The 25,902-nt window shown below is 44.0% G+C and carries 22 protein-coding genes and 1 tRNA gene; 6 read left to right on the plus strand and 17 right to left on the minus strand.

What is annotated here, in order from left to right; all coding sequences use genetic code 11:
- The first annotated feature begins 11 nt into the window (after positions 1-11).
- Positions 12-87, plus strand: a tRNA-Phe gene (locus HMPREF1647_RS04355).
- A 147-nt stretch (positions 88-234) separates the two neighbouring features.
- Here HMPREF1647_RS04355 and HMPREF1647_RS04360 read toward each other — a convergent pair.
- The 15 genes from HMPREF1647_RS04360 to HMPREF1647_RS04430 form a co-directional block, all read right to left on the minus strand.
- The gene (locus HMPREF1647_RS04360; RefSeq protein WP_035427876.1) at positions 235-462 is read right to left on the minus strand and encodes a helix-turn-helix domain-containing protein; all 228 of its coding nucleotides are present in this window, start codon (positions 460-462) and stop codon (positions 235-237) included.
- Between the two features lie 141 nt (positions 463-603).
- Positions 604-2,586 carry a DUF2207 domain-containing protein gene (locus tag HMPREF1647_RS04365; protein WP_035432405.1) on the minus strand — a complete coding sequence of 661 codons (1,983 nt, stop codon included), beginning with the start codon at positions 2,584-2,586 and terminating at the stop codon, positions 604-606.
- 55 nt (positions 2,587-2,641) lie between these two features.
- Positions 2,642-2,935 (minus strand): YgiT-type zinc finger protein, encoded by a 294-nt coding sequence (locus HMPREF1647_RS06925; RefSeq protein ID WP_353573414.1) that lies wholly within the window; start codon positions 2,933-2,935, stop codon positions 2,642-2,644.
- 354 nt (positions 2,936-3,289) lie between these two features.
- On the minus strand, positions 3,290-3,748 hold the full coding sequence (locus HMPREF1647_RS04375; RefSeq protein WP_052039139.1) for a hypothetical protein: 459 nt from the start codon (positions 3,746-3,748) through the stop codon (positions 3,290-3,292).
- Complete coding sequence (locus tag HMPREF1647_RS04380; RefSeq protein ID WP_035432407.1) at positions 3,745-5,802, minus strand: hypothetical protein; 2,058 nt, start codon at positions 5,800-5,802, stop codon at positions 3,745-3,747. Before HMPREF1647_RS04380 ends, HMPREF1647_RS04375 begins: the two co-directional genes overlap by 4 nt.
- Positions 5,771-6,241, minus strand: a complete 471-nt coding sequence (locus HMPREF1647_RS04385) for a TadE/TadG family type IV pilus assembly protein (RefSeq protein ID WP_035432409.1) — start codon at positions 6,239-6,241, stop codon at positions 5,771-5,773. The genes HMPREF1647_RS04380 and HMPREF1647_RS04385 overlap by 32 nt, the downstream gene beginning before the upstream one ends.
- A gap of 180 nt (positions 6,242-6,421) precedes the next feature.
- A complete protein-coding gene (locus HMPREF1647_RS04390; RefSeq protein WP_187468922.1) occupies positions 6,422-6,856 on the minus strand; it encodes a hypothetical protein in 435 nt (144 codons plus the stop codon).
- Between the two features lie 26 nt (positions 6,857-6,882).
- Positions 6,883-7,071: a Flp family type IVb pilin gene (locus tag HMPREF1647_RS04395; protein ID WP_051485255.1), complete on the minus strand. Its 189-nt coding sequence runs from the start codon at positions 7,069-7,071 to the stop codon at positions 6,883-6,885.
- A 15-nt stretch (positions 7,072-7,086) separates the two neighbouring features.
- The gene (locus tag HMPREF1647_RS06930) at positions 7,087-7,698 is read right to left on the minus strand and encodes a type II secretion system F family protein (RefSeq protein WP_081933318.1); all 612 of its coding nucleotides are present in this window, start codon (positions 7,696-7,698) and stop codon (positions 7,087-7,089) included.
- Positions 7,698-8,633, minus strand: a complete 936-nt coding sequence (locus HMPREF1647_RS04405) for a type II secretion system F family protein (protein WP_262363807.1) — start codon at positions 8,631-8,633, stop codon at positions 7,698-7,700. Before HMPREF1647_RS04405 ends, HMPREF1647_RS06930 begins: the two co-directional genes overlap by 1 nt.
- Complete coding sequence (locus HMPREF1647_RS04410; RefSeq protein WP_035432411.1) at positions 8,588-9,940, minus strand: TadA family conjugal transfer-associated ATPase; 1,353 nt, start codon at positions 9,938-9,940, stop codon at positions 8,588-8,590. The genes HMPREF1647_RS04405 and HMPREF1647_RS04410 overlap by 46 nt, the downstream gene beginning before the upstream one ends.
- Positions 9,940-11,238: a CpaE/TadZ family protein gene (locus HMPREF1647_RS04415; protein WP_035427888.1), complete on the minus strand. Its 1,299-nt coding sequence runs from the start codon at positions 11,236-11,238 to the stop codon at positions 9,940-9,942. Before HMPREF1647_RS04415 ends, HMPREF1647_RS04410 begins: the two co-directional genes overlap by 1 nt.
- Positions 11,238-12,065: a Flp pilus assembly protein CpaB gene (cpaB, locus tag HMPREF1647_RS04420; protein ID WP_052039140.1), complete on the minus strand. Its 828-nt coding sequence runs from the start codon at positions 12,063-12,065 to the stop codon at positions 11,238-11,240. The genes HMPREF1647_RS04415 and cpaB overlap by 1 nt, the downstream gene beginning before the upstream one ends.
- Before the next feature lie 407 nt (positions 12,066-12,472).
- The gene (rsgA, locus tag HMPREF1647_RS04425) at positions 12,473-13,657 is read right to left on the minus strand and encodes a ribosome small subunit-dependent GTPase A (protein ID WP_035432412.1); all 1,185 of its coding nucleotides are present in this window, start codon (positions 13,655-13,657) and stop codon (positions 12,473-12,475) included.
- A gap of 14 nt (positions 13,658-13,671) precedes the next feature.
- The gene (locus HMPREF1647_RS04430; RefSeq protein ID WP_035432413.1) at positions 13,672-16,356 is read right to left on the minus strand and encodes a cation-translocating P-type ATPase; all 2,685 of its coding nucleotides are present in this window, start codon (positions 16,354-16,356) and stop codon (positions 13,672-13,674) included.
- A gap of 277 nt (positions 16,357-16,633) precedes the next feature.
- On the opposite strand from HMPREF1647_RS04430, the gene HMPREF1647_RS04435 reads away from it, so the two are divergent.
- Both HMPREF1647_RS04435 and pyk read left to right on the plus strand, forming a co-directional pair.
- Positions 16,634-17,638, plus strand: a complete 1,005-nt coding sequence (locus tag HMPREF1647_RS04435; protein ID WP_035432414.1) for a 2-hydroxyacid dehydrogenase — start codon at positions 16,634-16,636, stop codon at positions 17,636-17,638.
- Positions 17,639-17,717: 79 nt separating this feature from the next.
- On the plus strand, positions 17,718-19,160 hold the full coding sequence (pyk, locus tag HMPREF1647_RS04440; RefSeq protein ID WP_035432415.1) for a pyruvate kinase: 1,443 nt from the start codon (positions 17,718-17,720) through the stop codon (positions 19,158-19,160).
- A 91-nt stretch (positions 19,161-19,251) separates the two neighbouring features.
- Here the strand turns inward: pyk and HMPREF1647_RS04445 are convergent, their stop codons facing one another.
- Both HMPREF1647_RS04445 and HMPREF1647_RS04450 read right to left on the minus strand, forming a co-directional pair.
- Positions 19,252-20,967 (minus strand): ABC transporter ATP-binding protein, encoded by a 1,716-nt coding sequence (locus HMPREF1647_RS04445; protein WP_262363808.1) that lies wholly within the window; start codon positions 20,965-20,967, stop codon positions 19,252-19,254.
- Positions 20,968-20,999: 32 nt separating this feature from the next.
- Positions 21,000-22,799 (minus strand): ABC transporter ATP-binding protein, encoded by a 1,800-nt coding sequence (locus HMPREF1647_RS04450; protein WP_035432445.1) that lies wholly within the window; start codon positions 22,797-22,799, stop codon positions 21,000-21,002.
- Positions 22,800-23,121: 322 nt separating this feature from the next.
- Here HMPREF1647_RS04450 and HMPREF1647_RS04455 point away from each other — a divergent pair, with 322 nt between their 5' ends.
- Genes HMPREF1647_RS04455 through HMPREF1647_RS04465 form a run of 3 tightly spaced genes read left to right on the plus strand, consistent with a single transcriptional unit; the run spans position 23,122 to position 25,773 of the window.
- A complete protein-coding gene (locus tag HMPREF1647_RS04455) occupies positions 23,122-23,664 on the plus strand; it encodes a DUF4342 domain-containing protein (RefSeq protein ID WP_035432422.1) in 543 nt (180 codons plus the stop codon).
- A gap of 53 nt (positions 23,665-23,717) precedes the next feature.
- Complete coding sequence (locus HMPREF1647_RS04460; protein WP_035432424.1) at positions 23,718-24,422, plus strand: response regulator transcription factor; 705 nt, start codon at positions 23,718-23,720, stop codon at positions 24,420-24,422.
- Entirely contained in the window at positions 24,403-25,773 is a 1,371-nt protein-coding gene (locus HMPREF1647_RS04465; RefSeq protein WP_035432425.1) for a sensor histidine kinase, read from the plus strand. Before HMPREF1647_RS04460 ends, HMPREF1647_RS04465 begins: the two co-directional genes overlap by 20 nt.
- The last annotated feature ends 129 nt before the right edge of the window (positions 25,774-25,902 follow it).

Genomic DNA, 25,902 nt, shown 5'->3' on the forward strand with positions numbered 1-25,902 from the left:
GAAGCACCAATGGCTGGGTAGCTCAGTTGGTAGAGCAGGGGACTGAAAATCCCCGTGTCAGGGGTTCGATTCCCTTCCCCGCCACCACGACTTGAATCGGCTCAGAGAGAAATCTCTGAGCCGTTTTCTTTTATCTTTTGATGTAGACGTGGCAAGTAGTAAACAGTAAAGGACGCACCTCTTTTAAGAAGCACGTCTTTCACAGGGTTCTTGCATTAAAAAATTGAACTAAAACTATCGATACGTACGCAAAGCTTCGATGAGCTCAGAAGCTTCAATACCTAGAGCTTCAGCAAAAGAAAAGACTTCTCCGAGTTTAACGCCACGCTCGCCTGATTCAACCTTTGATATGAATGCTTGATCTCCAGCAAGGTGCTCAGCAACCGCCTCTTGAGTAAGACGTTGCTTCTTTCGCAAATCGCGAAGACACTGGCCCACTAATCTGTTAGATATCTGCTCCATAAATGCAGCGTAAAACTATCAACTCAAATATGCCAAAATCGCATATTTTCTTAAAAAAGAAATTCTCCCCGACAAGTTCACGGGGAGAATTAAAACCTTTAAACGTAGCTTCTTGTGATGTTTATTGAAGCGCTTATGGCATTAGAAGCCACCACCGCCGCCTCCGCCGCCGAAGCCGCCACCGCCGCCTCCGGAGAAGCCGCCACCAAAACCGCCGCCAGAACTTGAATTAGAAGAAGCGAGCGCTGCCGTGGAGACAGAATGAGCAGCTGTAACACTCTTGGTTACGCTCTCAATTGCATTGGTTCGCATGCCATTTCCATAGTAATACCAGCTATAAACAGGCATAAACTGAGGATCTTTGAGCATCTCTGGCATTGCAACTTTCAGCTGCTCGATAACCTTATCTGCAACACCAAGCGCAACTGCCATAACCAGAAGCCTATTCCAAAGAATGACGTCAGTAGGGATTGCTTCATGTAGATTGGTGAACTCAGTAAGCCACTTTCTTAGCGCACGAGTCTTAGCAAGCGTCTCAACACCCTCTCTGTTCATCAAATCAAACGAGCCAATGTTTACAAGTGCAACAAGACCGGCAATGACAAGAATGAACAGATGTAGTAGTAGATTGGCAAATGAAACATCAGCCATAACACCCATGAAGAATGCAGCAGCTGCAACAAGAACATCAACAGCAATCAGAGCACCAAGAATTCCCTTACCGTGGAATGGAATCTTATTTGTTCCATACTTAGCAGCATAGCTAAGCTTGATGGGGCTCTCCCAAGACTCATATGCCTTATTAAAATCTTCTGGATGTGATGAAGCATATTTACCAATTTGTTTCATGGTAACAGTAGTATTTACCGCTCCAGATTCTCCGGCTTTATCAAAGATTAACTTCATTGCCATACTATCAATCTTATTTGACAAAGTACTGCCTGGATAGAAGGATGGCTGACCTTCTACAAGGTCTTGAACCTTTGTAAGACAATAATCAGACTTCTCCATACCAAGGAAGTTTGTACTAACTGTCTTATTCAAGCTAATGTACTTTGAATCAGAAAGGTGCATGAGAGTTGCCGTTAGAGCATCTCCCTTTATTTCCTCACTGTTATAAAGCATGGAAAGGACTGCTGGGTGATCATTAGATGGGACATCTCTGTAATAAAGGTCATTGAATTGAGGAGTCATGACCTTTTTGTATTTAATTCGTAACAGAATAGCTGCTACAACGGTGATAGCTGCAAATACTAATGGCGCATAAAGTATGAAGGCAACCTGAACTTTAGCAACATCACGCTTGTGATTTGCCTCGTCAGCCCACGCTTGTTCCTCAGACAGAATGCTGCTCAGTTTATTCTGCTGAATGGGAGTTAGCCCAGAAACCCAATCGGTTGGGAACGTAATACGAGCTTCCGCAAACTCATCTGTTCCTACACCAGGAACCTTATAGACAACAGCATTGTTAGTAATTTCTACATTTGCGTCCAGCGGACCATGTCCCCAGGCGCGAACAGTATCGCCAGCAACTATAGATTGTCCTGAAGGAACAGGAAGATGGATAGTAGCCGTTACATTACGAGACTCTGAATCCCAGCCATCAGATACAAACTTCCAGTACAACTCTGCAGTGTCAGACCAGTTTGTTACAACATTAGTAATGTCATACTCGATGGTTATATGTGCATACTCATCATCATGTGCTGAATAAATCTTCAAGTTCAACATATTGCCTGATAGAGTGGGAACATAATACTCATCTGAGTTGGCACCATTTCCATTTGAGTCTTTGCTGTAAAGCTGACGCGTTCCCTGCTTATCCTGAACGGTAACTGAAGTAATGTTTACTTCAACGTTCTGCCCATTATATTTATTCTTTCCAACTGGGAGATTCCAATAGACACCGTGAAAGCTTCCTCTGAAATAGAATGTACGAGTTTCTACGACATGCAACGTTCCGTCCTTTTGAACCGTCGCATCAATATTTACCGTATCTATTGAAAGGTCACGTGCAAATGCTTTTGCCGGTGCAATTAGAAACGCAACAGCCAAAAGCATTACGCAAAGCGCAATCCTTACAAACTGGCTCTTTTTAGAAGAGCGAAGCGAAACTTTATACATGAAAACTCCTTTATGTTACTTTCGCAACTCTTCCTAAAAGGATACCACGTACTAATTAATCTGCTGGTGAATATGAGTTATCCAGTTCAAACAAAGCAGGTGGCAGTCCTTTATCCCACTCCTCTCCTACTTCCTCAGAAAGCAAATACTCATCAGTTTCTATAAGAGGAAGGTTAGCAATTCTTTTATTTCTTGATGTTTCGAGATTGCATACAAGCGAGCTTGGGCCGCTGAAGTCTAGAAGGCACCCGTAACAAATTCTCATGTCCTGAAATAACTTTTCTCCGCATCTGGGGCAAATTTTGACGGAGTAGTTTTCTATAGCCATAGCGACTCCTTCTTTCAACATTGCTTTCCTCGGTACTTATTTCTTGAATGAGCACTTTCTGTCCCACTTCAAACCATGGGAAATCATCAACTGATGGTCTTTCAAATGTGCAATAGGCGCCTGCGCAGCTATGAATTTGTTTAGGCTGTACTCGTCTCCGAATTTTTAGAATTTCTCCATGATCATCTGCAAATGCAATATCAATCGGATATGTCATTCCAAAAGTATGAACTGAAGAACACCTCAGAAGTAATACTGGAGGAGCTGTTATCTCGGTACCCAAAAGCCCAACGAACTTTTCGAAGCCCCCTTGTAACAATTCAAAAATCTGTTCAGAATTAGGGGCTTCTTCTATCGACACTTGTACGTTCATTTTCAAATCACAACTCCCGACTTATAAGGACTAACAACAATTGAGGTTGTATGGGTAAGACATAGAGGAGACTCTAGTGACACTAAAGGGAGACGCAGGGTATGTGGCCAAGGCTTGTACTTAAGAGTTACTTGGTATTTAGGAAAAATAGAGACCATGTTCCCAATCCCCTCGCTTTCTCCCTCCAATGAGACAACAATGTCGCAATTGTCATCGCAATTAAGAGCAGCTTTTATTTTCTGAGTTAAGTTTTCTAGTGCTCCTCCATCTGTGGAATGACTAGAAGAAATTCCATGAGCAATAATTTGATCCGCCGCAACACGGTCAAACTTTGAGCACATATCTGCAAACTTAAATAAATTGATTGCAATTAGAGCAACCACTAATACAACCGGAAGAACCAATGCAGTCTCAACAAACATTTGCCCTTTTTGGCAACAAAGAAATTTCATTTTTCTCATATGCCACCAAAAACTTTCTTAACATCAATTTCTAAAGGAATCTCAATATCAATGACAGGAATGGTCAGCTTTGCAATTGTGATTTTGTCAGGCAAATACTGGAGAGAAAACGCACCAAGTGAACGAGCTAAAGCAATTGGATCTGATGTATTAGGTATTTTCTGAACTAGTTCACGAATCGTTGATTCTTTCTCAAAGCCAGCTTGTTTCAAAACACTTTCTGTATTAACAAGAACAGGCTTCATTTGTCTTAAATCACTTGGCTCTAATCCAGCGTCAATAACTATTTGTTTCAAAGCACTCTGTAATTTGGAGCCGACACTTCCACCTGTTATTCCGTCAACGTTATCAAGAAATTCCGACAGCTTAGAAGACCAAGAAGTTACACCATCCCCATATGAGATTAAAAGAGATCCCCACAAGCTCATTACCTTATCTATGGTCTGTCCAATAAACCCTCCCCTCCTTTCAACCTGATCAAAAAAGCTTGAAAGAACGTTGTTTGTAGAAGAGCTGTCTGGAGCAAGCGTTGCTCCGGATATTGCATATCCTTCTGGGAGAAAAACTGACTGCTCAAGTGTTCCTAAACTTCCTTGAAATTCTGGAGATGAACCTCCTCTTCTCACAAATGAAATACATCCCCAAGCTCCTGGAGGACATAATCTGGGCCTAGCAACCTTTAGGGCATCAAGTGCTTTTTGAAATATTCCAGTTGATTTATCTGCAGCTTCAGACAACTTTTTTCGCAAATCTTTTATTTGCTGACGTGATGATTCATAAACTTCAGACTCTTCGACTACGATTTTCCAGTAATACTCAAACCCGTTATCAATATTTGTCGAAGCAGAAGCCACTCTTCCCACATCGCTGCTCGTAAAATGACAATGTTGACACTCATGAACCGCTCCAGAATCTAAATCTTGTAGCGATGCAAATCCCGCGTTTTCTCCTGTTGCTCCTGGACAAGACCTATGAGCATGAATGGTTTTCTCGCCATTTTCATAGGTGCAAGGCCAAATAGGCTTTAGATACAGGTCTGTTTTCTTTGTCTCCTCTAAGTTATGTGGCAATCGAGGTAAATTCATATCGACCTCACCATCAGCTGTTTCTTTATAAAATCCTTTAGAAAGTTCCGTAAACGCAAAGTTGTAAAACGCTTTTCGTATAGCAGAATCACGTAATTCTTCTGCAGTGCTTCCATTGACAATTTCTTGATCATATCGAGCTCTGTAATATGCTCTAGCTCGCTTTAAAGCGATACCGAACGTCCAAGAAGTTGGCGACGGGATAGATGGATTTATATCCCCAGAAAGACCAGCGAGATGCTCTGCTCTTTCACGCATAGAATACGGACCTCCACCGCAGTCTGCCTCCCACGCCCTCTTTTTAGATGTCTCTGCTTTACTTTGTAACTCTTCAATTTCTTTTGCTATCTGCTGTAATAGCTCGCTCTGTTCTTTTAATTCATCTGACGAAACGTCGCTATTTAAATGTCCAAAATCAGATTGTGACTGAGCGGGAAATAAAAGAGCTGATCCCACGAAGTTACCCGCATCAGTAGAGTTCTTTTGTATACAAGAGCTCGCCGCCATTGCTGCAAAAACTGGAAGCATTTTTTCAGTTTCCTCTAAGCCTTCACAAGCTGAAGTAGCAAATTTTTTACGCGCTTCAAGTGTCTTAAAACCTGCATCACACAATTTAGAACCCGCTGAAGCTAAACCTGGAACACATGAAGCAACCAATCCGGCTCCAACACATAACAATCCTGATAACCCAAGACTCAAAATGCTTGCATCAATTACCTGCGCAATAGTTGTGTATTTAGCTACGACATTTTCTCCTGCCATAGAAGCCGCATCTGCTATTGACTGAGTTTTGTATGCTCTCGATGAAACCCAAGCGACCGATACCAGTGCGAATACAAGCGCTAGACATACTAAAAGCGCACTTGCAAAAGCGATTGACGTAATACCGCCTTTATCGTCTATAAACATGGAAAGTCCAAGCTTTATTTTCTTATGTTTATCCTTTCCAAAAGGCAATCCAATCCGCATAAGAACCCTCAATCCAATCTGGATACGTACTAGCAGATAAACTTGAATGCAAGACAATCCCTTGGTTATCCGTCTGACCTGCAAGGAATAAACACCAGCCTATTGGCGGCATCGCTGCCACATGACCCGTAATTTCAATCAAGACATCGTTTTCTTTTTTATCAATAGAGATATTCCAGTCCTCATCTCCACCCTTATGAAATAGAGGTATCTCTGGTATAGCCTTAAGTCTGCGTTTGATATAGGACTCTATTAACTCAGTGTCAGAAGACGTTGTTGCTACTCTTAATCCTTCTGCACAGGCTCCATCCATAACTGTCTTTGTATAGAGAATGCAAACAGGTTCTACAAGCAATGCAATAATCATCAGAATAACGGGAAATAACAGCGCAGCTTCTACTGACGCTTGACCAGCATTCTGTTTAAAACGAGAGAACATCTTTGGCTAAATCTAAAAGAGAGTCATGCATAGTATGTGAAGCAGCTTGAGTAGCCAGTTGAACAACTGCTCCATTTTGCACAAAGTGATATATCACACCAAGAGACGTAATGACAATTAAGCACGAAAATAAAACTAGAGCATATTCAAGCGTTGCTTGTCCTTGTGTATTCTTAACACCTAGTTTGATTGCTCTAATAGATTCTTCGCATCTTGAGTGGATATGTGACATGTTGAGACCCTCCTTATCTCTCCTTGATCAGAAACAGTCACAAGTTCTGACCAATTTCCACCATTAACTAAACAGCCCCATACATTGCCGGCTATGTCTAAATATCCGGAATAAACAAGCACACAATCAGCTCTTTGCTGATAGCCCTCTAAAATACTCTGGGCTTCGTTTTGAATAGTTTCTTTACTATCTCTTTGCACGGAATTCTGTTTAAACAAATCTTCTGCTGCTGCATATGAGATTGGCTGTTCATTGGCTTTTTTGTCGTCTCTATTTTCATGAGTCTGCACATAGTCTGAGCTCGTATTTGATGAATGGTCCTGTTTTCTTGGTAATACGAGAAGTGCAGCAAATAGCAAACATACAGTGACAATAATGAACACAGAATAAGCAGCAGTGCTCTTTCTGCTCATAGAGAATTAATTCCCGATGTAATTGCTTCCCAAAGCTCAGAAATTTTACCTTTAAAAGCAATGATTGCGACAATCGCAATAACTACAAGTACGCCAACTAAAATTGCATACTCTGTAGTTCCCTGTCCAGATTCATCCTCTTTTAAGCCTTGTAGATACCTAAAAAATTGATAGAAGAACATCATCGGCTTTCCTTTCTCTTAAGAAGAAAATGCAGGTCCAAGCAAGGGACCTAAAATTGCAAGTAACATTGCTGGAACAATCAGCGTTCCTAGAGGGATGAGCATTTTAATTGGGATCTTTTCAATTTCCGTTTCTAACAGCGAACGCTGCTCATCGCGAAGAACTGAAGCTTGTCTATCTAATATTTCTGCAAGAGGAGTTCCAAAAGTAAGCGCTTCATTCACAACAGTCGCAAAGCTTTTAAGCGATGGAACTCCTACTTTTGCCGCCATCTGATTGAGTGCTTCTTCGCGAGTAGTAGCACCAAGCTTCCAAGTCATATGAGCATTTGAAAGCTCTCTCGATAATTCTCCAGATTCTCGCAAACAATACAGATCAAGCGCTGAATCAAAAGATAGCCCTGATGACAGCCCAAGAATCAAAATGTCAATCATTTCTGGCATCTCACGTAGGCATGATTTTCTTGTAAACTCAGACTTTGCCCGGAGGCTCATTCTCTTGTGACTTTTTATGCCTCTTATAATTTGCTGATAATAGCTATGGACATCAAAATGATTCAAATTGACGGGAACAACTAGGGCGAGAATAGCTATGCATGTTGCAAATAATACGGAGCATATTAAATCCATCACTTCATTACTCCTTTCATAATGCTTCGAATAATCAAAAGAGCAACGCAATCCATGACCATTGCAATTGATGTGCATATAACGCCCGATGGCGTAAATAAACCCTTTTGAAAGTCCGGTGATAGAAGCGACAAGACAATCAATAAAACAACTGGAAGAAGACATACAATTCGAGCAGATAATCTAACTTGAGCAGTCTTTGTTGCTATGAGCCTTTGATTCTTCTCTTGTAATTCAACTAACTCAGCAGTTTTCTGTAAAAGACTCTTAAGCGGAGACCCTGTTCTATGTGAAATTACTAAGGCGCTAGCCAGCAAATTAACACCTGGAGCATCCAACCTTTCTGCCAAGTCCTCAATAGCTTCTTCGATAGGAAAACCGCACTTGATTTGCATGTCTGCAATATAAAAATTTTCTGATACGACACCTTCTGTGTGTTTACTGACATATTCAATAGATTGTGAAAGTGTGAGACCTGATCCAAGAGCAACGGCGATTGTTCTAAAAATCGAAGGCATCATATGGGCGATTTCTAAAGCAGACTGATGCTTAGCATGTTCATATAGAAAATAAGGAACGAGAAATAACGAGAAAACACCGCAAAGCGTACCTATCACAGACTCAAATAGAACGCCAAGCAAGATGGATCCAGCTATGCCACTAATAAAAAACAGTACGAAAGCATCACTAACTAAGGTGATTCCGTATTTGTGCAGAAAACGATTACGTAGCTGTGTTGATATATAAGAAAAAGGCTCCCATTTGAGCAAGCGCTGGACAAAAGTGCTATTACGTGCAAATTGAAGAAACTGAACTACATAACCTGTTATTCGTGCACTTATTTGAGAGACAGTTTTTTCTTCACCGTTACATGCAAGAAAATAAATAATTACTCCAAAAGCACCTCCTGTGATTGTGGAAGTAAAGACATCCATGAAGTAACCTCCTTTTTATTGAGTATTCCTTCTTGTATTGCGCGATTGATAAAAGAAGGAATTTTTACAAAAAGCCAACTTCTTTTCTGTACGTCAAACGACACCACCTCTTGCACTTCAATTGATCCTGACGAAGACAAGGAGATTTCTGAAACGCTGGTCACATATCGTTTTCCATCAGGAAATCTTTGGGACATAACTATCAAATCAAGTGCAGTGGCAATCTGCTTCTCTATGATTTCTGCAGGTAAGTCCATTCCAAAACGAGCCATCAAAACCAGGCGCAATATTGCCTCTTGAGCGGTTCCGGCATGCAATGTAGTTAGAGAACCATCGTGACCTGTATTCATAGCCTGCAGCATATCAATGCACTCCTCCCCTCTTACCTCTCCTACTACAATGCGATCTGGCCTCATTCGGAGTGCATTTCTCACCAATGATCTAATGGTTATTTCTCCTGTTCCTTCTATTGAGGCAGGTCGAGCCTCTAGCCTGACCACATTTGGATGTGAATCAAACTTAAGCTCCGCTGAGTCCTCAATAGTGACAATTCTTTCTGACTTTGAAATTTCACATGAAAGTGCATTTAAAAGCGTAGTCTTGCCAGATCCCGTTCCCCCAACAACCGCGATTCCCTGTCTGCATTTCACAGCCCAAGACAAAAATCTTGCAAGCCATTGAGGCAGTGATTTCATTTCCACTAGTCGGTCCAAAGAAGTAATTTTTCCGGTAAATCTTCGAATAGTTACTGAAGTGCCGTTCACTGCAACAGGACTTGCAACCGCATTGACACGGTCCCCATTCTCAAGACGAGCATCAACAATAGGGCTCACCCTGTCCAGTCTTCTTCCTAATGGAGACAAAATGCGATCCATAACAATCAAAATCTGCTCTTCTGAGTCAAAGACCGTTTTTGATTCAAATAGCTCGCCGTTTTTCTCGTAGAACAAATTGTTGCAGCCGTTAATCATGATTTCAGTAACATCTTTATCATTCAGTAGTGGCTGAATTGGACCAAGACCACACACCTCATTAATTACTTGCTCAATTATTTCTTCATAGTCAACTGAACTAAAAAGCTCATCCTTCTCTTCATTAACAATTGCTTCACAGGTAACTCTTAGTTCATCTCTTACACGATCGATATCACTACCTGTAATAAGAGAAGAAACTGTAGAAAGTCCTAATCGAGAAACAAGTTTTTCTTTTAACTTCTTTCTAGCCTTCAGAAATAGTTCTTTTTGAAGTTGTGAGTCATTTTCTTCTTGCGCCTCAATTTGCTTAGCAACGCGTTCAAAGACAAGCATTAACCCACCTCCTTCCTCCTATTGAATAAGCTAAATGGCTTTTTCTCAGGAGTTGCTTGCAGGGCAATTTGAGCCTCGCGCAGTTGTGGAAGAATGCCTAACTCGTTAAGAAAATGCGCAAGTACAAAAGAGACCGACTGTGCAAATGAAGTTTCCTCTTGTAACAGCACAGAAAGCTTTCCTTGCTGAATAAGCTCTTGAAACCCTGGTCCGCCTTCAAAAATCCTAAACATCTTTGCAGCTTCAAGACCAACCTCTGCTTTTCCAACAGAGAAGTCCTGTTTAACCCTTGGATTTGCTTTGTTCTCAAGTCGGATAATGCGAGTCCTTGCCACTCCAAGGCGCACTGCAAGTCCACTTACTTTTGCTAAAGAGTTAATACACGTAAGAGGGTTCTCTGAAACAATAACCAGCCTATCTGCACATTGTGCTGCCTGAGCATAGCAATCCGTTGATGCTGTCGTAGTGTCTACGAGCACCAAATCAACCAAACCAGAAACAGCTTGAAGAAAATGACTCACGCAAGGAAATAGAAGCTCTGCCATTTCAGGTTTTACACAAGGGCCAAAAAGATACAAATTTCTATGGACACAAGTTGCCTTTTCAAGAAGGCTCTCTTTTTCTGAAGGTACATCAGCAACAAGATCAGAGAAGTCTTTTGGCTGCCTAATTCCAAGCTTCTCAAAAGCATTTCCATAAGACAGATCAAAATCAACCAACGCAACCTTCAAGCCCCAAGAAGAAGCAAGCAGTGCCATTGAAGAAACAAGTGTGGTCTTTCCCACTCCTCCTCTTCCTGAAGTGAACGTCAGAATCGGAGCTTTTAAAGTCTTATCAAGAGGAATAAGAGATTGTAGATAGGTATTTAGCTCTTGGATACTGGCAACATAATCTGAAGCTTCTGGTAAAGGCTGAGAAAGCCTGTCAGCCCCGTATGATTGATACCCTCTTCCAACCTTTACCAGATCCCCCAATTCCATAGGGTCAATAACTAAATCAACTCCTGCTTTAGCTGCTCTAGAACGAAGTGATCCAGAAGCGCCAGATCTTACAAGCACTACACAGCGAGCATTTCCATCTTTAACAATTGCAGCCGCTAGATTTATATCCGAAACATCGGAGCCGGTATTACCAATTAAGACTGAATAATCTTGAGGAGTTGAAGAGGCTACAATTGATCTAAGAGATGCTGCTGAATCGGCAAATTCACACCTATTGCTAATTCCCAAGTACGTAAGAATGGCTCCAATTTCAACGCGTGCGTCAAGACCTACGTATGAGATCCACTTTTCTAACATCACGCTTCACCTCCTGGATTAGTAGACGAGTCTACTTGTGACGCACTGTCGCTGTTTTGGTTGGTTGTTGAAGAAGTAGGGTTCTCTGGATGCACATCTTCACTTACATCAGATGAGCTTGCTTGATCTGTCTTGTCAGAAAGATCCTTTGAGTCTTCTTGTTCAACGAAGGAGTTGTTCTTTACTAAGTCCTGAGCGTTAATCTTTGACCCAGGAAGAGTAAATCGAAGTGTTCCTCGAGCGTATGCAGAAAGCACGGCAGGAACCTGTTCAGGAGTCAATCCAAGCGTTACGGAGGAGGAAGTGTAAAGAGTGCCTTCGGTGTCATCTGACAACACCGCAATATCCGAAGCAATACAGGTAATAAGAGAATCAGTAACCTCATACGCTGCAAGCTTTGTGCCAGCACTGAGCCTCTCAGCTAATCCGTACTTCTCGCCATGGGAAATAGTGAGACCAACAAGATTTTCTGGAATAGAAATTTGAGAGGCAACTGATCGTAGATGAAGAGAAACAACAGGCATTCCAACTCCAATAACTGATGAAACCGTACGACCCATAACACTTTCTGGATTAGTAATTGCGCCTTCGGGAATCAAATCAGAAATCCAGCTTTTTATCTGGGTATTAGAAGATGAGAGAGTTTCTCCAGGTTCTATTTGTTTTGTGGCCACCAGAATTGACGTGAGTTCTCCACCGTATTTTTGTATTGCCTCTGCTCGTGACTTCTCTGCATCAGCGCGAACGCTTTGTACGTATGCAAAGAAACAAAAACTGGCCAAAAGTGCGCTTAACACAGAAATTAAAATTCTTGTTTTCTTAGTCACTGTTTGTCCTCCCTCCATTTGCGATACATAGATTGTGCACTTGGCATGAGAGAGAAAATACAAAAACAAAAGATTTACCTGCACAAATATGTCCGACAGCTGACGCGAATCTGACGCAAAGTAATAAACCCAAAGGCTGAAGCAGCGGGAAGAAAAATGGGTAATTTAAATTTTTATCTAATTTGATATATAAAAATTTTTAGAACATCATAACTGCTACATTTTTCAGAGATTGTAATGATTGATTTTCTGAGTGATCTTACTGACGTAAGAAACGAGGGCTGACCCTCCCCAATTAGCTGGGCGGGACCAACCCTCGTCGGTCTCAATATAGCATGTTTCCAGCTAGTTTGACAAAAAGCACCCTAGTCAAGCCAGGGTGCTTAGAGGATTTTCGCTGTTAAAGCTTAAAGCACAACATCAGGGTCAAGCGATTGTTGACTTTCTCGCATTTCTTTTGCCAGAGATAAATACGCCTTTAACTGGGGTTCTGTAATCTTGCCCTCATGCAGGGCGTCTTGAACGCTACATCCTGGCTCATGAGTATGGGTGCAATCCCTAAACTTACACGTCTGAGCAGCTTCAGAGATATGCGGGAATATCTTCTGCAATCCCCTCTCATGACCCACAATAGGCAGACTTCTGAGGCCAGGCTCGTCCACAATAACACCAGCGTCAGGAAGCGCTACCATGCGACGAGCAACCGTTGTATGACGACCAGCCTTATCAGACTCGCGGACTTCTCCCGTTTCAAGCGCCTCATGTCCCAAAAGCGCATTCAGAAGCGTTGATTTACCAGCACCTGATTCTCCTAGCACAATGGCCACGGAGCCGTAAGGAACAAGACTACGAACTGCATCAATTCCCCACGCAGCTCCAAGCTTTTGAGCGGTCCGCGCAAGATCTACAAGTGCATCGGTTTTCTCGCCCTCAAGCTTTGAAGCTGTTGCAACAATTTTTACTGTAGAGCCAAGAGCTGCGGTGATAGAAGAAATCTCTTGAGCCAAAAGCTCCGGACCTGCCACATCTGACTTAGTAAGCACCACAGCGCAAGCAGCGCCGCAGTCTTTAGAAATAACTGCTGAGCGCACAATACGATCTACCGAGACAACCTCGCCGTCCAAGGCCTGTACTACAAGCACCAGATCAACGTTTGCGGCCAAAGTCTGCTTTTGACCACGGGCTCCACCCTTCCAGCGAGCAATATCGGTCTCTCGCGGCAGAACCGCCTCGATGATGCCCATATCGTGCGAGTCCGGAATGCGTGCGCACACCCAGTCTCCCACGGCCACCGTAGAGTTCTGGCCCTTGGTCACGCGCGCGGCAAACTCGGCGCGAAACACTCCCTGCTCCGAAACAACCGCAGGAAATCCCCTATCCAAGCGGACCACGCAAGCCATGGTCATCGTCTGGCGAGAAACCCCTTGGGCTTCAAGCTCAGATACGACGTCTGCGTAAGCCTGCATCTGAGCCGACGATGGAGTCAACTGCTCATACGCTGGAACATCCAGCAATGAAGAAAGGGCCGGCAGTGACCCTTGAGTCCTGCCGGCTCCTAGTTTTTTGGAACTTTTTGTACGCTTAGCGGACAAGAGTGCTCCTTACCTTATGCTTTGTTCTTTTGAACAGAACGCATAACAGCCTTATAAAGCTCCATCAGAGGAATAATCGATGCAGCTAAAAGCATTGCCATGGCGTACTCTTCAAAGCCAATCTCAGCAAAGCCAAATGCCTGAGAAAGTGGTGTCTCAATTACCACAAAGGTGAGAATCAAAGACATAACAAAAGAACCCCACAGCCAAATGTTTTGGCTGGTTAGCTTAAAGATAGAACCACGCAGAGAACGCATATTAAAGGAGTGGAACATCTCAACCATAGAAAGCGTCAAGAATGCCATGGTCATACCCTCAACGCCAGCCTCTGGGTTAGTAATAACCTGTGAGATATCAAAGGTTCCATACTCAAAGTAATGGCCAATGAAATAGCTGGCAAGGGTAAGAAGAGCAATGATAGAGCCCTGAACAAGACAGTCAAAACCAACGCCACCTGCAAAGATACCGTCCTTAGGGTTACGAGGCTTACGCTTCATAATACCTGGCTCAGCCTTCTCGGTTGCCATAGCAAGAGCTGGCAGAGAGTCAGTAATCAGGTTAATCCACAGAAGGTGGGTAGGCTGAAGGATAGTAAAGCCAACCAGGGACGCAATAAAGACGGAAATGACCTCAGCAAGGTTGGAGCTCAAGAGGAACTGGATGCACTTACGAATGTTGTCGTAGATGCGTCTTCCCTCTTCGCAGGCGCTAATGATGGTGGCAAAGTTATCGTCAGCCAGAACCATATCTGCAACGCCCTTAGTAACATCGGTACCAGTAATGCCCATACCAATACCAATATCAGCGCGTTTAATGGAAGGAGCATCATTAACGCCGTCACCTGTCATGGCCGTAACCATGCCCTTCTTGCGCCAGGTATCAACAATGCGGACCTTGTGCTCAGGCTGAACACGTGCATAAACGCCAATTGTCTCAATACGCTGCTCAAACTCTTCGTCAGAAATCTTATCAAGCTGTGCGCCGGTAATTGCCTGAGAGCGATTGGTAATAATGCCCAGCTCAACCGCAATAGCAACGGCCGTATCAATGTGATCGCCCGTAATCATAACGGTACGCATACCAGCGCTATGCGCCTCTGCAACAGCACCCTTGACCTCAGGACGAACTGGGTCAATCATGCCGGAAAGTCCCACAAAGATCATGTCGTGCTCAAGGTTAGCTGGATCATAGCTCTGAGGAGCTTCTGTTCCCCAATCACGACGGGCAGATGCCATAACGCGAAGTGCTTGGTCAGCCATAGACTTGTTCTGAGCCAAAATCTCAGAGCGAGCCTCATCGGTGAGGTCAATAATGCCATCACTTGTCATAATCTTGGTGCAGCGAGCAAGTACCTCGTCAGGCGCACCCTTAGTGTGCTGTACAACCTTGCCAGAGCGGGTGCGCACCACAACAGACATCATCTTACGAACAGAGTCAAAGGGCGCCTCGCCGATACGAGGGCGAGAAGAAGCAAGGTCACTTGTGGTGTATCCAAGTTTTGCAGCGTCTGCAACAAGAGCAGCCTCAGTAGGCTCACCCTTTGCTACCTGTTCCGCATCATCCCAGGTAGCATCAGAGCACAGTGCCATGGTACGTACATGTGCATCAAGATTTTCTGTCTCATGACGGACAACAGTCATCTTATTTTGGGTCAGAGTACCGGTCTTATCGGAACAAATTACCTGAGTACAACCAAGGGTTTCAACTGCGGTAAGTCGACGAACAATAGCGTGACGCTCGCTCATTCTAGTAACACCCATAGAAAGAACGATGGTAACAACAGCAACAAGACCCTCTGGAATTGCAGCTACTGCAAGAGAAACTGCAACCATAAACGTACTTAGGACAAGGTCAAAGTTGCCAAACATCTCGGCGCCGTGCTTAATAAAGCCTGTTGCAAAAACAAGCAGTGAGATGACAACAACAAGAATGGTAAGTGTATGTGAAAGCTTATCAAGCGCAATCTGAAGTGGAGTCTGCCCCTCTTCTGCCTGAGAAATTGCATCTGCAATCTTGCCCATCTCGGTGTCCATGCCTGTTGCAACAACAACTGCACGACCGCGTCCATAGACCACAATAGATCCGGAGTAGCACATATTCTTTCGGTCACCCAAAGGAATGTCATCGGTGTCTTCAGCAAGGCTAAGGGTCTCAGCGTGTTTCTCGACAGGAACTGATTCACCCGTGAGCGCAGACTCCTCTACCTTCATAGAAGCGCTCTCAAGAATGCGGCAATCAGCTGGGACAGAGTCACCTGCCTCAAGCAGAATAATATCGCCCACAACAAGCTCGGTTGAGGCAACCGTCTCAAGACGACCGTCTCTGATAACCTTGCTCTGAGCTGCGCTCATCTCTTGCAAAGCAGCAAGAGCCTCTTCGGCTTTGCCCTCCTGGACAACACCAAGAACGGAATTGATGACAACAACAAACAGAATAATTACAACGTCTGCAATTCCGCCTTCTCCGGTATAAATGCCTTCAGCAGCAGAAATCGCAGCAGCGACAAGAAGCATGATGACCATAGGATCAGCCATCTGTGCAAAGAATCTTTTAATAATTGATTCTTTTGGCGCTTCTTTGAGCTTATTAAGACCGTGGGCCTCAAGACGCGAAGCTGCTTCTGCATCAGAAAGGCCAGCTTCAGCATCAGTTTTTTGCGCACTGATTACATCAGCCGCACTTGAAAGATACTCTTGCAATGTTCCTCCTGGGTTTCTACCTGACAGATTGATGCCCGATCATAATTCCCCAGGAGAAGGGGCAAGGGCTCACCAAGGTTGCCGTGTCAGGACCTTACAACGTCCTATCATAGGACCTTACAATGCTCTATCATTTTACCGTATTCTTTGTTTTTTTAAACCTCATAAATATTTCTTAAAACTCCTGTTATGCGGCGAATAATTGTTATCCAAGGGGTACAATAAACGCAGAACATAACAACATAAGCCAAACGTTAGTTTTGGCAAGGAGGCAGTTATGAAAATCCTGTTTTATGGTGCTCAAAGTTACGACAAGGATTCCTTTAACCTTGAGCTTCCAAAGTATCCAGATGTTTCAATTGACTACATCGAGTCAAACCTTACGCCTATGACCGCAGGCTTTGCTAAGGGTTATGACGCTGTCTGCGCTTTTGTAAACGCAGATGCTTCAATCCTGACTCTTGAGATTCTTGCCGGCTTTGACGTTAAGCTTCTACTTATGCGCTGCGCTGGTTTTGATGCTGTTGATGTTAACGCTGCTAAAGACCTTGGTATTACGGTTACGCGCGTACCTGCTTACTCCCCTGAAGCAATCGCAGAGCACGCAATGGGTCTTGCGCTTGCTGCTAACCGTCGTATTCACCGTGGCTACATCAGAATTCGCGAGAATAACTTCTCACTTGTTGGTCTTGTTGGCGATACCCTTCACGGCAAAACTGCAGGTATTGTAGGCACTGGTCGCATTGGCGCTGCACTCTGCCGCATTTGTAAAGGCTTTGGTATGCATGTTCTTGGTGCAGACCTGTATCCAAACATGAGCCTTGTCAATGACGAGCATGTTGTTGATGAGTATGTCAGCTACGATGAGCTTTGGGAGCGTTCGGACTTTATTTCACTCCACGCTTTCTTGAATGATGAGAGCTATCACATGATTAACGATAAGACCATCGGAAAGATGAAAGATGGCGTCATTCTCGTTAATACTGGTCGCGGAGGACTTATTGACACCAAGGCTCTTATTCGCGGCATTCTTTCTGGCAAGATTGGTGCTTGTGGCCTTGACGTTTATGAAGAAGAAAATCCAAACGTTTATAAGGACCGTGGTGCTGAGGTCTTTGACTCAGTTACTTCTACCCTTTGCTCCTTCCCTAACGTAGTCATGACAAGCCACCAGGCATTCTTTACTCATGAGGCTCTCTCACAAATTGCTCAGGTTACGCTTGATAACGCAACTGCTTTTGCTGAGGGTACTGACTATGTTGATAAAAGTGTGGTTTGCTAAGCGCCAGAGAAACAATCGCTTCAAAAACGGTTACTATTGATAACCGAATGTGATTTCAATTCCTATGAAAAGGAGAGATATGGCTCGCAAAAAGACCAAGATTGTTTGTACTATGGGTCCTGCTACAGAAAGTGATGAGGTCCTTCGTGAGCTCATTCTTGCTGGCATGAACGTCGCACGTTTTAACTTCTCGCACGGTAGCCATGAGTATCACCGCACTATGATTGGTCGCGTTCGTTCTATCTCTGATGAGCTTGGTATTCCTATTGCTATCATGCTTGATACAAAGGGTCCTGAGGTTCGCACCGGTCTTCTCGAGGATGGCAAGAAGGTCACCCTTACTACTGGTGAGTCCGTCATTGTAACTACCGATGATGATGTCATTGGTAATGCTCAGCGCTTCTCACTTGACTACAAGAATCTTCCAAAAGAGGTCAAGAAGGGTTCCATCATCCTTATTGATGACGGTCTCATTGGCCTCGAGGTTGATCACGTTGAGGGCACTGACATGCACTGCAAGATTATCAACGGCGGTGAGCTTGGCGAGAAGAAGGGCGTAAACGTTCCTAACGTCAACATTGGCCTTCCTTCCGTCACTGAGCAGGACCGCGCAGACATCATGTTTGGTTGCGAGCTTGGTATTGACGCAATTGCTGCCTCCTTCATTCGTGATGGTGCTGCAGTTGAGGAGATTCGTAACATCTGCCGTGAGATGGGTACTCCTAACGTACAGATCTTCCCTAAGATTGAGTCTGCTCTTGGCGTAAAGAACTTTGACGAGATTCTTGCAGCTTCTAACGGCATCATGGTTGCCCGTGGTGACCTTGGTGTTGAGGTTCCTGCAGCTGAGGTTCCTCACATCCAGAAGACTGTCATCAAGAAGTGCAACGACGCTTACAAGCCTGTTATTACCGCAACTCAGATGCTTGACTCCATGATTCGCAACCCTCGCCCAACCCGCGCAGAGGTTACGGACGTTGCTAACGCAATCTACGACGGCACTGACTGCGTCATGCTTTCTGGTGAGTCCGCAGCTGGTAAGTACCCTGTTGAGGCAGTAAAGACTATGGCTTCCATCTGCAAGGAGACCGAGAAGTACCTGCCAGTCAAAGATGTCTATCACCAGCGTGAGGGCCTTAAGAACGTCAACGGTGCTACTGGCTTTGCTGCAGTTGATATGGCAATCCGTGTTGACGCTAAGTGCATCATCTGCCCAACACACTCTGGTCGTACCGCTCGCCTTGTTTCTAACTTCCGTCCAAAGCGCCCTCTGTATGCAATGTCTCCATCCGATGAGGCGGTTCGTCGCACCTGCTTCTATTGGGGTGTCTATGCATTCAAGACCTCTGAGCAGGGCACTCTTTCTAACACCATGTACAACGCCCTGAACATTGCAAAGGAAGTTGGTGTTGTTGAGACCGGTGACATTGTTGTTCTGACTGCTGGTGATCCTCATACCAGCCCACGTCTTGGTGACTACACCACTTCAACTAATGTTGCTATGATTTGCCAGGTTCAGTAAACCGCATTTCAGCTTTAACGTTATATGCACCCAAGCGCTGCTTGGGTGCATATTTTTTTACGTGTGATATTTCTCAGTGGCTTGCCAGTAGTTACGCAATTTTCCAGCCGACGGTTTTCTCGCGCATGTTAACAAAATCAGCGTAGATGCCACCTTCTTTCATGAGAGATTCATGGGTTCCCCGCTGAACAATACGACCCTTATCCAGGACAAGTATCTGATTTGCATTGCGCACCGTTTTTAAACGATGGGCAATCATGATGACAGTCTTAGACTTTGTGAGCTCGGCGATTGCGCGCTGGAGTTCAAGCTCATTTTCTGGATCAACATTAGCTGTAGCCTCATCAAGCACAACGATTGGCGCATCTTTTAAGATAGCGCGCGCAATAGAAAGACGCTGACGCTCGCCACCAGAGAGCATTGAGCCGCCTTCTCCTAAGCGTGTTTCATATCCATCAGGCAAAGCCTCAATAAACTCTTCACAGCAGGCGCGCTTAGCTGCGTCAACTACTTGCTCATGAGTTGCACTTGGATTACCAAACTTGATATTGTTCTCAATAGTGTCATCAAAAAGGAATACTCCCTGAAATACGGTAGAGAAATTTTGGAGTAGGGCGTCAACTTTATAGTCGCGCACATCGCGTCCACCAAGGGTCACTTGACCTGCATTTACATCCCAAAAGCGCTCAATAAGACGGACAAGCGTTGTCTTACCAGATCCACTAGGACCCACGATGGCACAGGAGGTGCCTGCGGGAATAGATAGACTCACATCTTCAAGAATTTGCCTGTCATCGTAGCCAAAGGAAACATGTGAAAGTTCAATGTCGCAAGATGCCGCCTTCTCAAGACCCTCTCCCTCCTCCATTGCGGGGGTGGCGAGAATAGCGTTTGTTTGTTCCATTGCAATTTCAAGATTACGCAGAATAGTTGAGAAACGACCAGCAGATTCTAGGCGACTAAACAACATAAATGACATAACTACTACGGTTAAACAAGTAGCTGTATCAAGTGTTCCAGAGAGCCATAGACCAACTGATACCAGGCACATGATAATGCTGGTAGCCTTGGAGATGACCATTTGCAAAACTGAGAAATGAAGCGCCTTAAGCTCAAGGTTAAGCGCTTGAACGCGACAATCGTCAACTGCCTTGGCATATTTTCCTTCAGCGTCATCAATAAGAGAAAACGCCCTTACTACACTAATGCCGCGGACATATTCAAGAACAGAGCTGATTAAGGTGGTATTAGCAGCTACATACTTATCTGATACATTGCGCACGTAGGCCTGGAGCAGCTCCATAGTAATGCAGAAAAGAACAAATGTAGCCGCAGTTATAAGGCCTAGTTGCCAACAAAACACAAACAAGAACGCAACAATAATTGCAGTTAAAGCTAATCCTCCAACAACCATCATATAAAGTAGGCCGCCAAGATTTTGCATTACATCTAGCTGATTGGTCATAACAGCTGTTACTCCTCCAAGGCTATTCTCGTTAAAATAGCCCATTGGTAAGCGGCGCAGTGTATCTCCAATTTCCGCGCGCTTGGTACCAGCCATACTAAAATTAGCATCACAGAAATTCTCACTCTTAAAATGAGCGCAAATGAACGCTCCTATAATGCTCAGAAGCATAACTCCCAGCGCAGAAAATATCGTCTGAGTTGAGAGTGTATCCGTAGTAAGAGCAGTAAAAACAATCCAAAGCGCCGTTATTTGTACGCCTTCAAAGAGGCAGCCAAGAATGGTAAAGAAAAGGCCCTTATAGAGTTTCTGGCGATAAGAACTTCCAAACTGAAAATACATTTTTAGGACAGATAACATTGCTACTCCCCTCCTTAAGCCTCATCAAGTGCGCCGATATGAGCGCGATACATGGTTGCATAGAGCGGACATGCCTCCATAAGCTGCTCGTGCGTACCCTCAGCTTCAATGGATCCATCATTAACAACAACAATTTTGTCGGCATTTTGTACAGTAGAAAGGCGGTGCGCGATAACCACCAGCGTTTTACCAGCCACCAGCTTTGCAACTGCAGATTCAACCTCTGCTTCTGATTCTGGATCCGCGTAAGCCGTTGCTTCGTCGAGCATGATAATAGGTGCATTTTTGAGCATAGCTCGAGCAATTGCTACGCGCTGACGCTCGCCACCAGAAAGGTGACCTCCCGAGCCTCCTACAACCGTTTGATAACCATGAGGAAGCGATTGGATAAAGTTGTGGCATCCAGAAGCTTTTGCACAAGCAATTACCTCTTCATCAGTAGCGTCTTTTTTACCCATCCTGATATTTTCCATAATGGTTTCATCAAAAAGGTAACTATCTTGATCAACGTAAGCTACAAGGTCTGCGAGTTGAGTTGGAGTGCAGGAGCGAATATCTTGTCCTCCAATAGAAACAGACCCTTCATTTGGATCCCAGAAACCAGCGATAAGCCGTGCAACAGTAGACTTACCTGATCCACTTGGACCAACAAGTGCCGTAACTTGTCCTGGCTCAATATCTAGATTAATTCCGTGAATTACCTCATTACTTCCATACGAGAAACGAACATCGCTTAACTTAATTTCAGTCCCTTCAAGTGGGCAGGGAGCCGTGGCTCTCATCTGATCTGGGTAATTCAAAACCTCAGAAATTTCTTTGACAACAGAACCTACCTGCGCAAGAGAATCCATAAAGCTCATCGCTTCAAAGAGCGGCTGAAAAATACCTAGAGAAAGCACGGCACACATAACAAACGTAGAAGGAGAAAGAGTTCCCTGAAGCACAAACAAGCATCCAAGGGGCAATACCGTTACTAACGTTGCAGGAGCAATGGACAACATGGCATCCTGCCAGATTTGGCAATGCTTCATCCAATCAATAAAAGCATGGGCAGAGGCATAAACAGCTTTTGAGAACTTCTCGTAAGAGCTAGCGGACTGCCCAAAAGCCTTAATTACCTCAATTCCTGACACATACTCAACTGAAGCATTATTCATCTCTTTACCGGTTACGATAGTATTTTTATACCAATACTCATAATCTTTCATCATGCCTGATAAACAGGCAAGTCCCACGATAATAGTGAGAAGAGCAGCAAGAGCAAGTCGCCAGTCTAAAACAATGAGGTACACAAAAACCGCAAAAGCAGCTGTAAGGTTTGAAGTTAATTCAGGAACTGCATGAGCAAGTGTGGTTTCAATACTATCGATCTTCTCGACCAAAAGGCGTTTGAGAGAGCCGGATGGCGTATCAAGCACATATCCCATGGGGATAGTTGTCAACTTCTTTGCCACTCGGGTGCGCATGTTTGCAATTGTCGCAAACGTTGCCTTATGAGAAACGATAGTTGAAAGATGGTGAAAAACTATTTTTACTAAATAGCTAAGACCCGCTATAAGTCCCCAATACAGGTAAAACGACCATTCTTGAATTCCATTAAAGATACCAACCACCATGTTGCCTGCGGCAACGTAGGGAACCATTCCTCCCAAAACGCCAATAATAGCAAGGATGACAGAGAGCGCGTACATACTTTTTCTGTCTGACCACTCGAGCAATACTGCAACAGGATTTACTTCAGATTGCTGAGGATCCTGTTTTGTATTTTGATTGGGCTCAGTAGCTTGAACACTTTGGTTTTGACGATTTGCCATACCCACACCGCCTCCTGCCACAAACTCACAATGTAGTGTCTGTTATTCAGGCTGGCTTTGACAGAGAAAGCAAGGCTTCAACTGCCATAAGTTAGCTATATATAACTATTTAATAGTTTCAAACTGCTGAATAGCTAAAACAAGCTAGTTTTATAAGTAATCGGTAAGTGGTAAGCGCGCTACCTGTAATTGAGACGTGTAAACAATCCCATTAAAATACTTATGAAAGCTTAATCTAGTCTCAATAATTGGTTAATCTTTATAAGAGACCATGTATCACGAAGACGAGAGGCGTCTTTAACATCTCGAAAGGAAGCTGATCATGGAAAAGCTAGAAAAGGTTGAAGTAATTCGCGAGAAGTGCGGCGTAAGCTACGAGGACGCAAAGGCAGCACTTGACGCTTGTGATGATAATGTTCTTGATGCAATTATTTGGCTCGAGAAGCAGGGCAAGTCCACTAAGCAGACTGCAAACTATACTACTGAGTCAGCTGCACAGTCAGACGTTTCTCCAGAAATGGAAGCAGCTCAAATTGCCTACCAAGAATCAAGCAAGAAGTCAGATTTCTCAGAGAACATGTCTTCTCTCTGGGAGAAGTGCAAAGAGCTGTTCCATAAAAGCGTAGAGACAAAATTTATTGTTACTCGTCGCGGTGAGCAGTTCATGGCCATGCCAGTAATTATTCCAATTGTTGGACTATTCCTCTGGGGTGCTACATTCTGGCTACTTATCATTGGTCTGTTCTTTGAAATGCGTTATCACATCCAGGGAGCTTATCCTATTGTTGTTGATGTAAATGAGGCGATGGATAAGGCTGCAGATGCAGCGGGTTCCATCAAAAAAGATGTTATCGACAAAAAATAAAATGCAATTGGTTCCAAACCTAAAATAGAAAACTTCGATATTTAGGCGAGAAAATGATTAAGGTTCTTATCGTTGAAGATGAAGAAAAAATTGCACGCTTTATAGAACTCGAGCTTAAACATGAGGGCTATGAAGTAGACAAAGCTCTTGACGGAAGAACCGGAGCTGAAAAAGCACTATCAAATGACTACGACCTTATCTTGCTTGATGTACTTCTCCCCCAGCTGAACGGTCTAGAAGTTCTTAGAAGGATTCGTCGCGAGAAAAACACGCCTACCATCATGCTTACTGCTCGTGATTCGGTTATGGATAAAGTAGCTGGTCTCGATGCGGGTGCAGATGACTACCTCACCAAACCTTTTGCGATAGAGGAACTTCTCGCCCGCATTCGAGTGGCCCTCAAACACCATGAGGCAGACAGTTTAAACTCCCCGACAATTCCTCAAACAGCTGCTACAAGCACCTTTACAATTAAAGGTGTCTCGCTTGATGTTGATCGTAGAGAAGTCTGTGTCAAGAACGATACAATCGAACTCACCACTAAGGAATTTGAAGTCCTCCGTATGCTTATGGAACACGCTGGTGTAGTTATGAGCCGTGAGCGTATTGCTTCTGAAGCTTTGGGTTATGAGTTTGCCGGAGAAACTAATAACGTAGATGTTCATATTGCCCATCTACGTGCAAAAATTGACGACCGCTATAACATCAAGCTAATTACTACTGTTCGTGGAGTCGGATATGTCATCAGAGAAGCATAATCGTTCCACTATACAAGAGCATAAAAAGCCTTTCTTTACACCCTCTGATTCGTCGACAGCTGGAGTAATTACCTGGGGATTTTGGTGGCGTAAGCTGCTGAATTACGTCGGCTTTGATCTCTTTTTACTGGTAACTATTGCTCTGATTTTTATTTATATGTATAACCAGCATGTTCCGCAAGGTACTTTTTACCTAGGATTTTTCCCTACTGAGTCTCACTCTATTTCTCTTTCTGGATTCACTTTCTTACACGGACTCTCAAGCCTAAAATACATTGTTCATGGCCCTACTTTTGGCGCAAAAATATTTGATTTAGGTGTAGACTTAGCCCGTTTCTGGCCCCTGTATATTGCAATTCTTATCTGGGAAACTATTGATCTTTTATCATTCTTCGGTGATATGCGTCGCGTCAGAAGAGCTCTTCAGCCCCTTAATACACTTGCTCTTAAAGCAGATCAACTCGTTAATGCAGATGTACTTGCTGCTGATAAAACAACAAGTGACACCCTGGTTAAAAGCGAGAAAATCAGAAGTCTTGAGCAGGCCATCGAAGAAGCTAATATTAACGCTCCTAAGATTCAAACAGGTGACCAAGACCTAGCAAGTATTGAGATCGCCTTGAATAAACTGCTCCGTCGTATGCAGGAAGCAAAGCTACAGCAGATGCGTTTTGTTAACGATGCTAGTCACGAGCTTCGTACGCCTATAGCTGTTATCCGAGGTTATACTGACATGCTGGATCGCTGGGGTAAGACAGATGAAGCGGTACTTGACGAGTCCATTGCTGCCCTCAAATCCGAGAGCGAACACATGCATGACCTTGTTGAGCAGCTCCTCTTCTTAGCACGCGGAGACGCAGGAAGAAATACCCTCACAAAGACTAAGCTCAATCTTGCACGGATAACTTCTGAGGTCTGTGAAGAGTCGGAAATGATTGATCCAGATCATCAGTATGTGCTGAAATTTGATCAGAGTACACAAACAGACGATTGCTATCAGGTGCTTGCTGATACCGCAATGATTAAGCAGTCTATCCGTATCATCGTGCAAAATGCTGCTCGATATTCTGCTGCTCAGACCACCATTTCTTTTAATGTCGCGTATGACGAGAAAACTGTTCAAGTTTCAATCGAAGATGAGGGCATGGGTATGTCCGAGGCAGCAGCCGCTCATATTTTTGAGAGATTCTGGAGAGCCGACAACGCTCGTATTGAAAGCAACGAGGGTTCTGGACTTGGCTTGTCCATTGCTAAATGGATTGTCGATAATCATGACGGCTCTATTGAGGTACTTTCACGCGAGGGTGTAGGCACACGCTTTACCATCGTTTTACCTCGAGAGATGTCATAGTGAACTCAAAAGAGCGTCTACAAGTAAAAGGTCCTTCTCGCCAGTCGTGAACCACCTCCCATTTCTTGGACATAAGAAATGAGAGGTGGTTCACATGCGGGTGGTTATGATTCTGTAGCGTGTTAACAT

The organism is Lancefieldella parvula DNF00906 (assembly GCF_000758945.1).
GTDB lineage: Bacteria > Actinomycetota > Coriobacteriia > Coriobacteriales > Atopobiaceae > Lancefieldella > Lancefieldella parvula_C.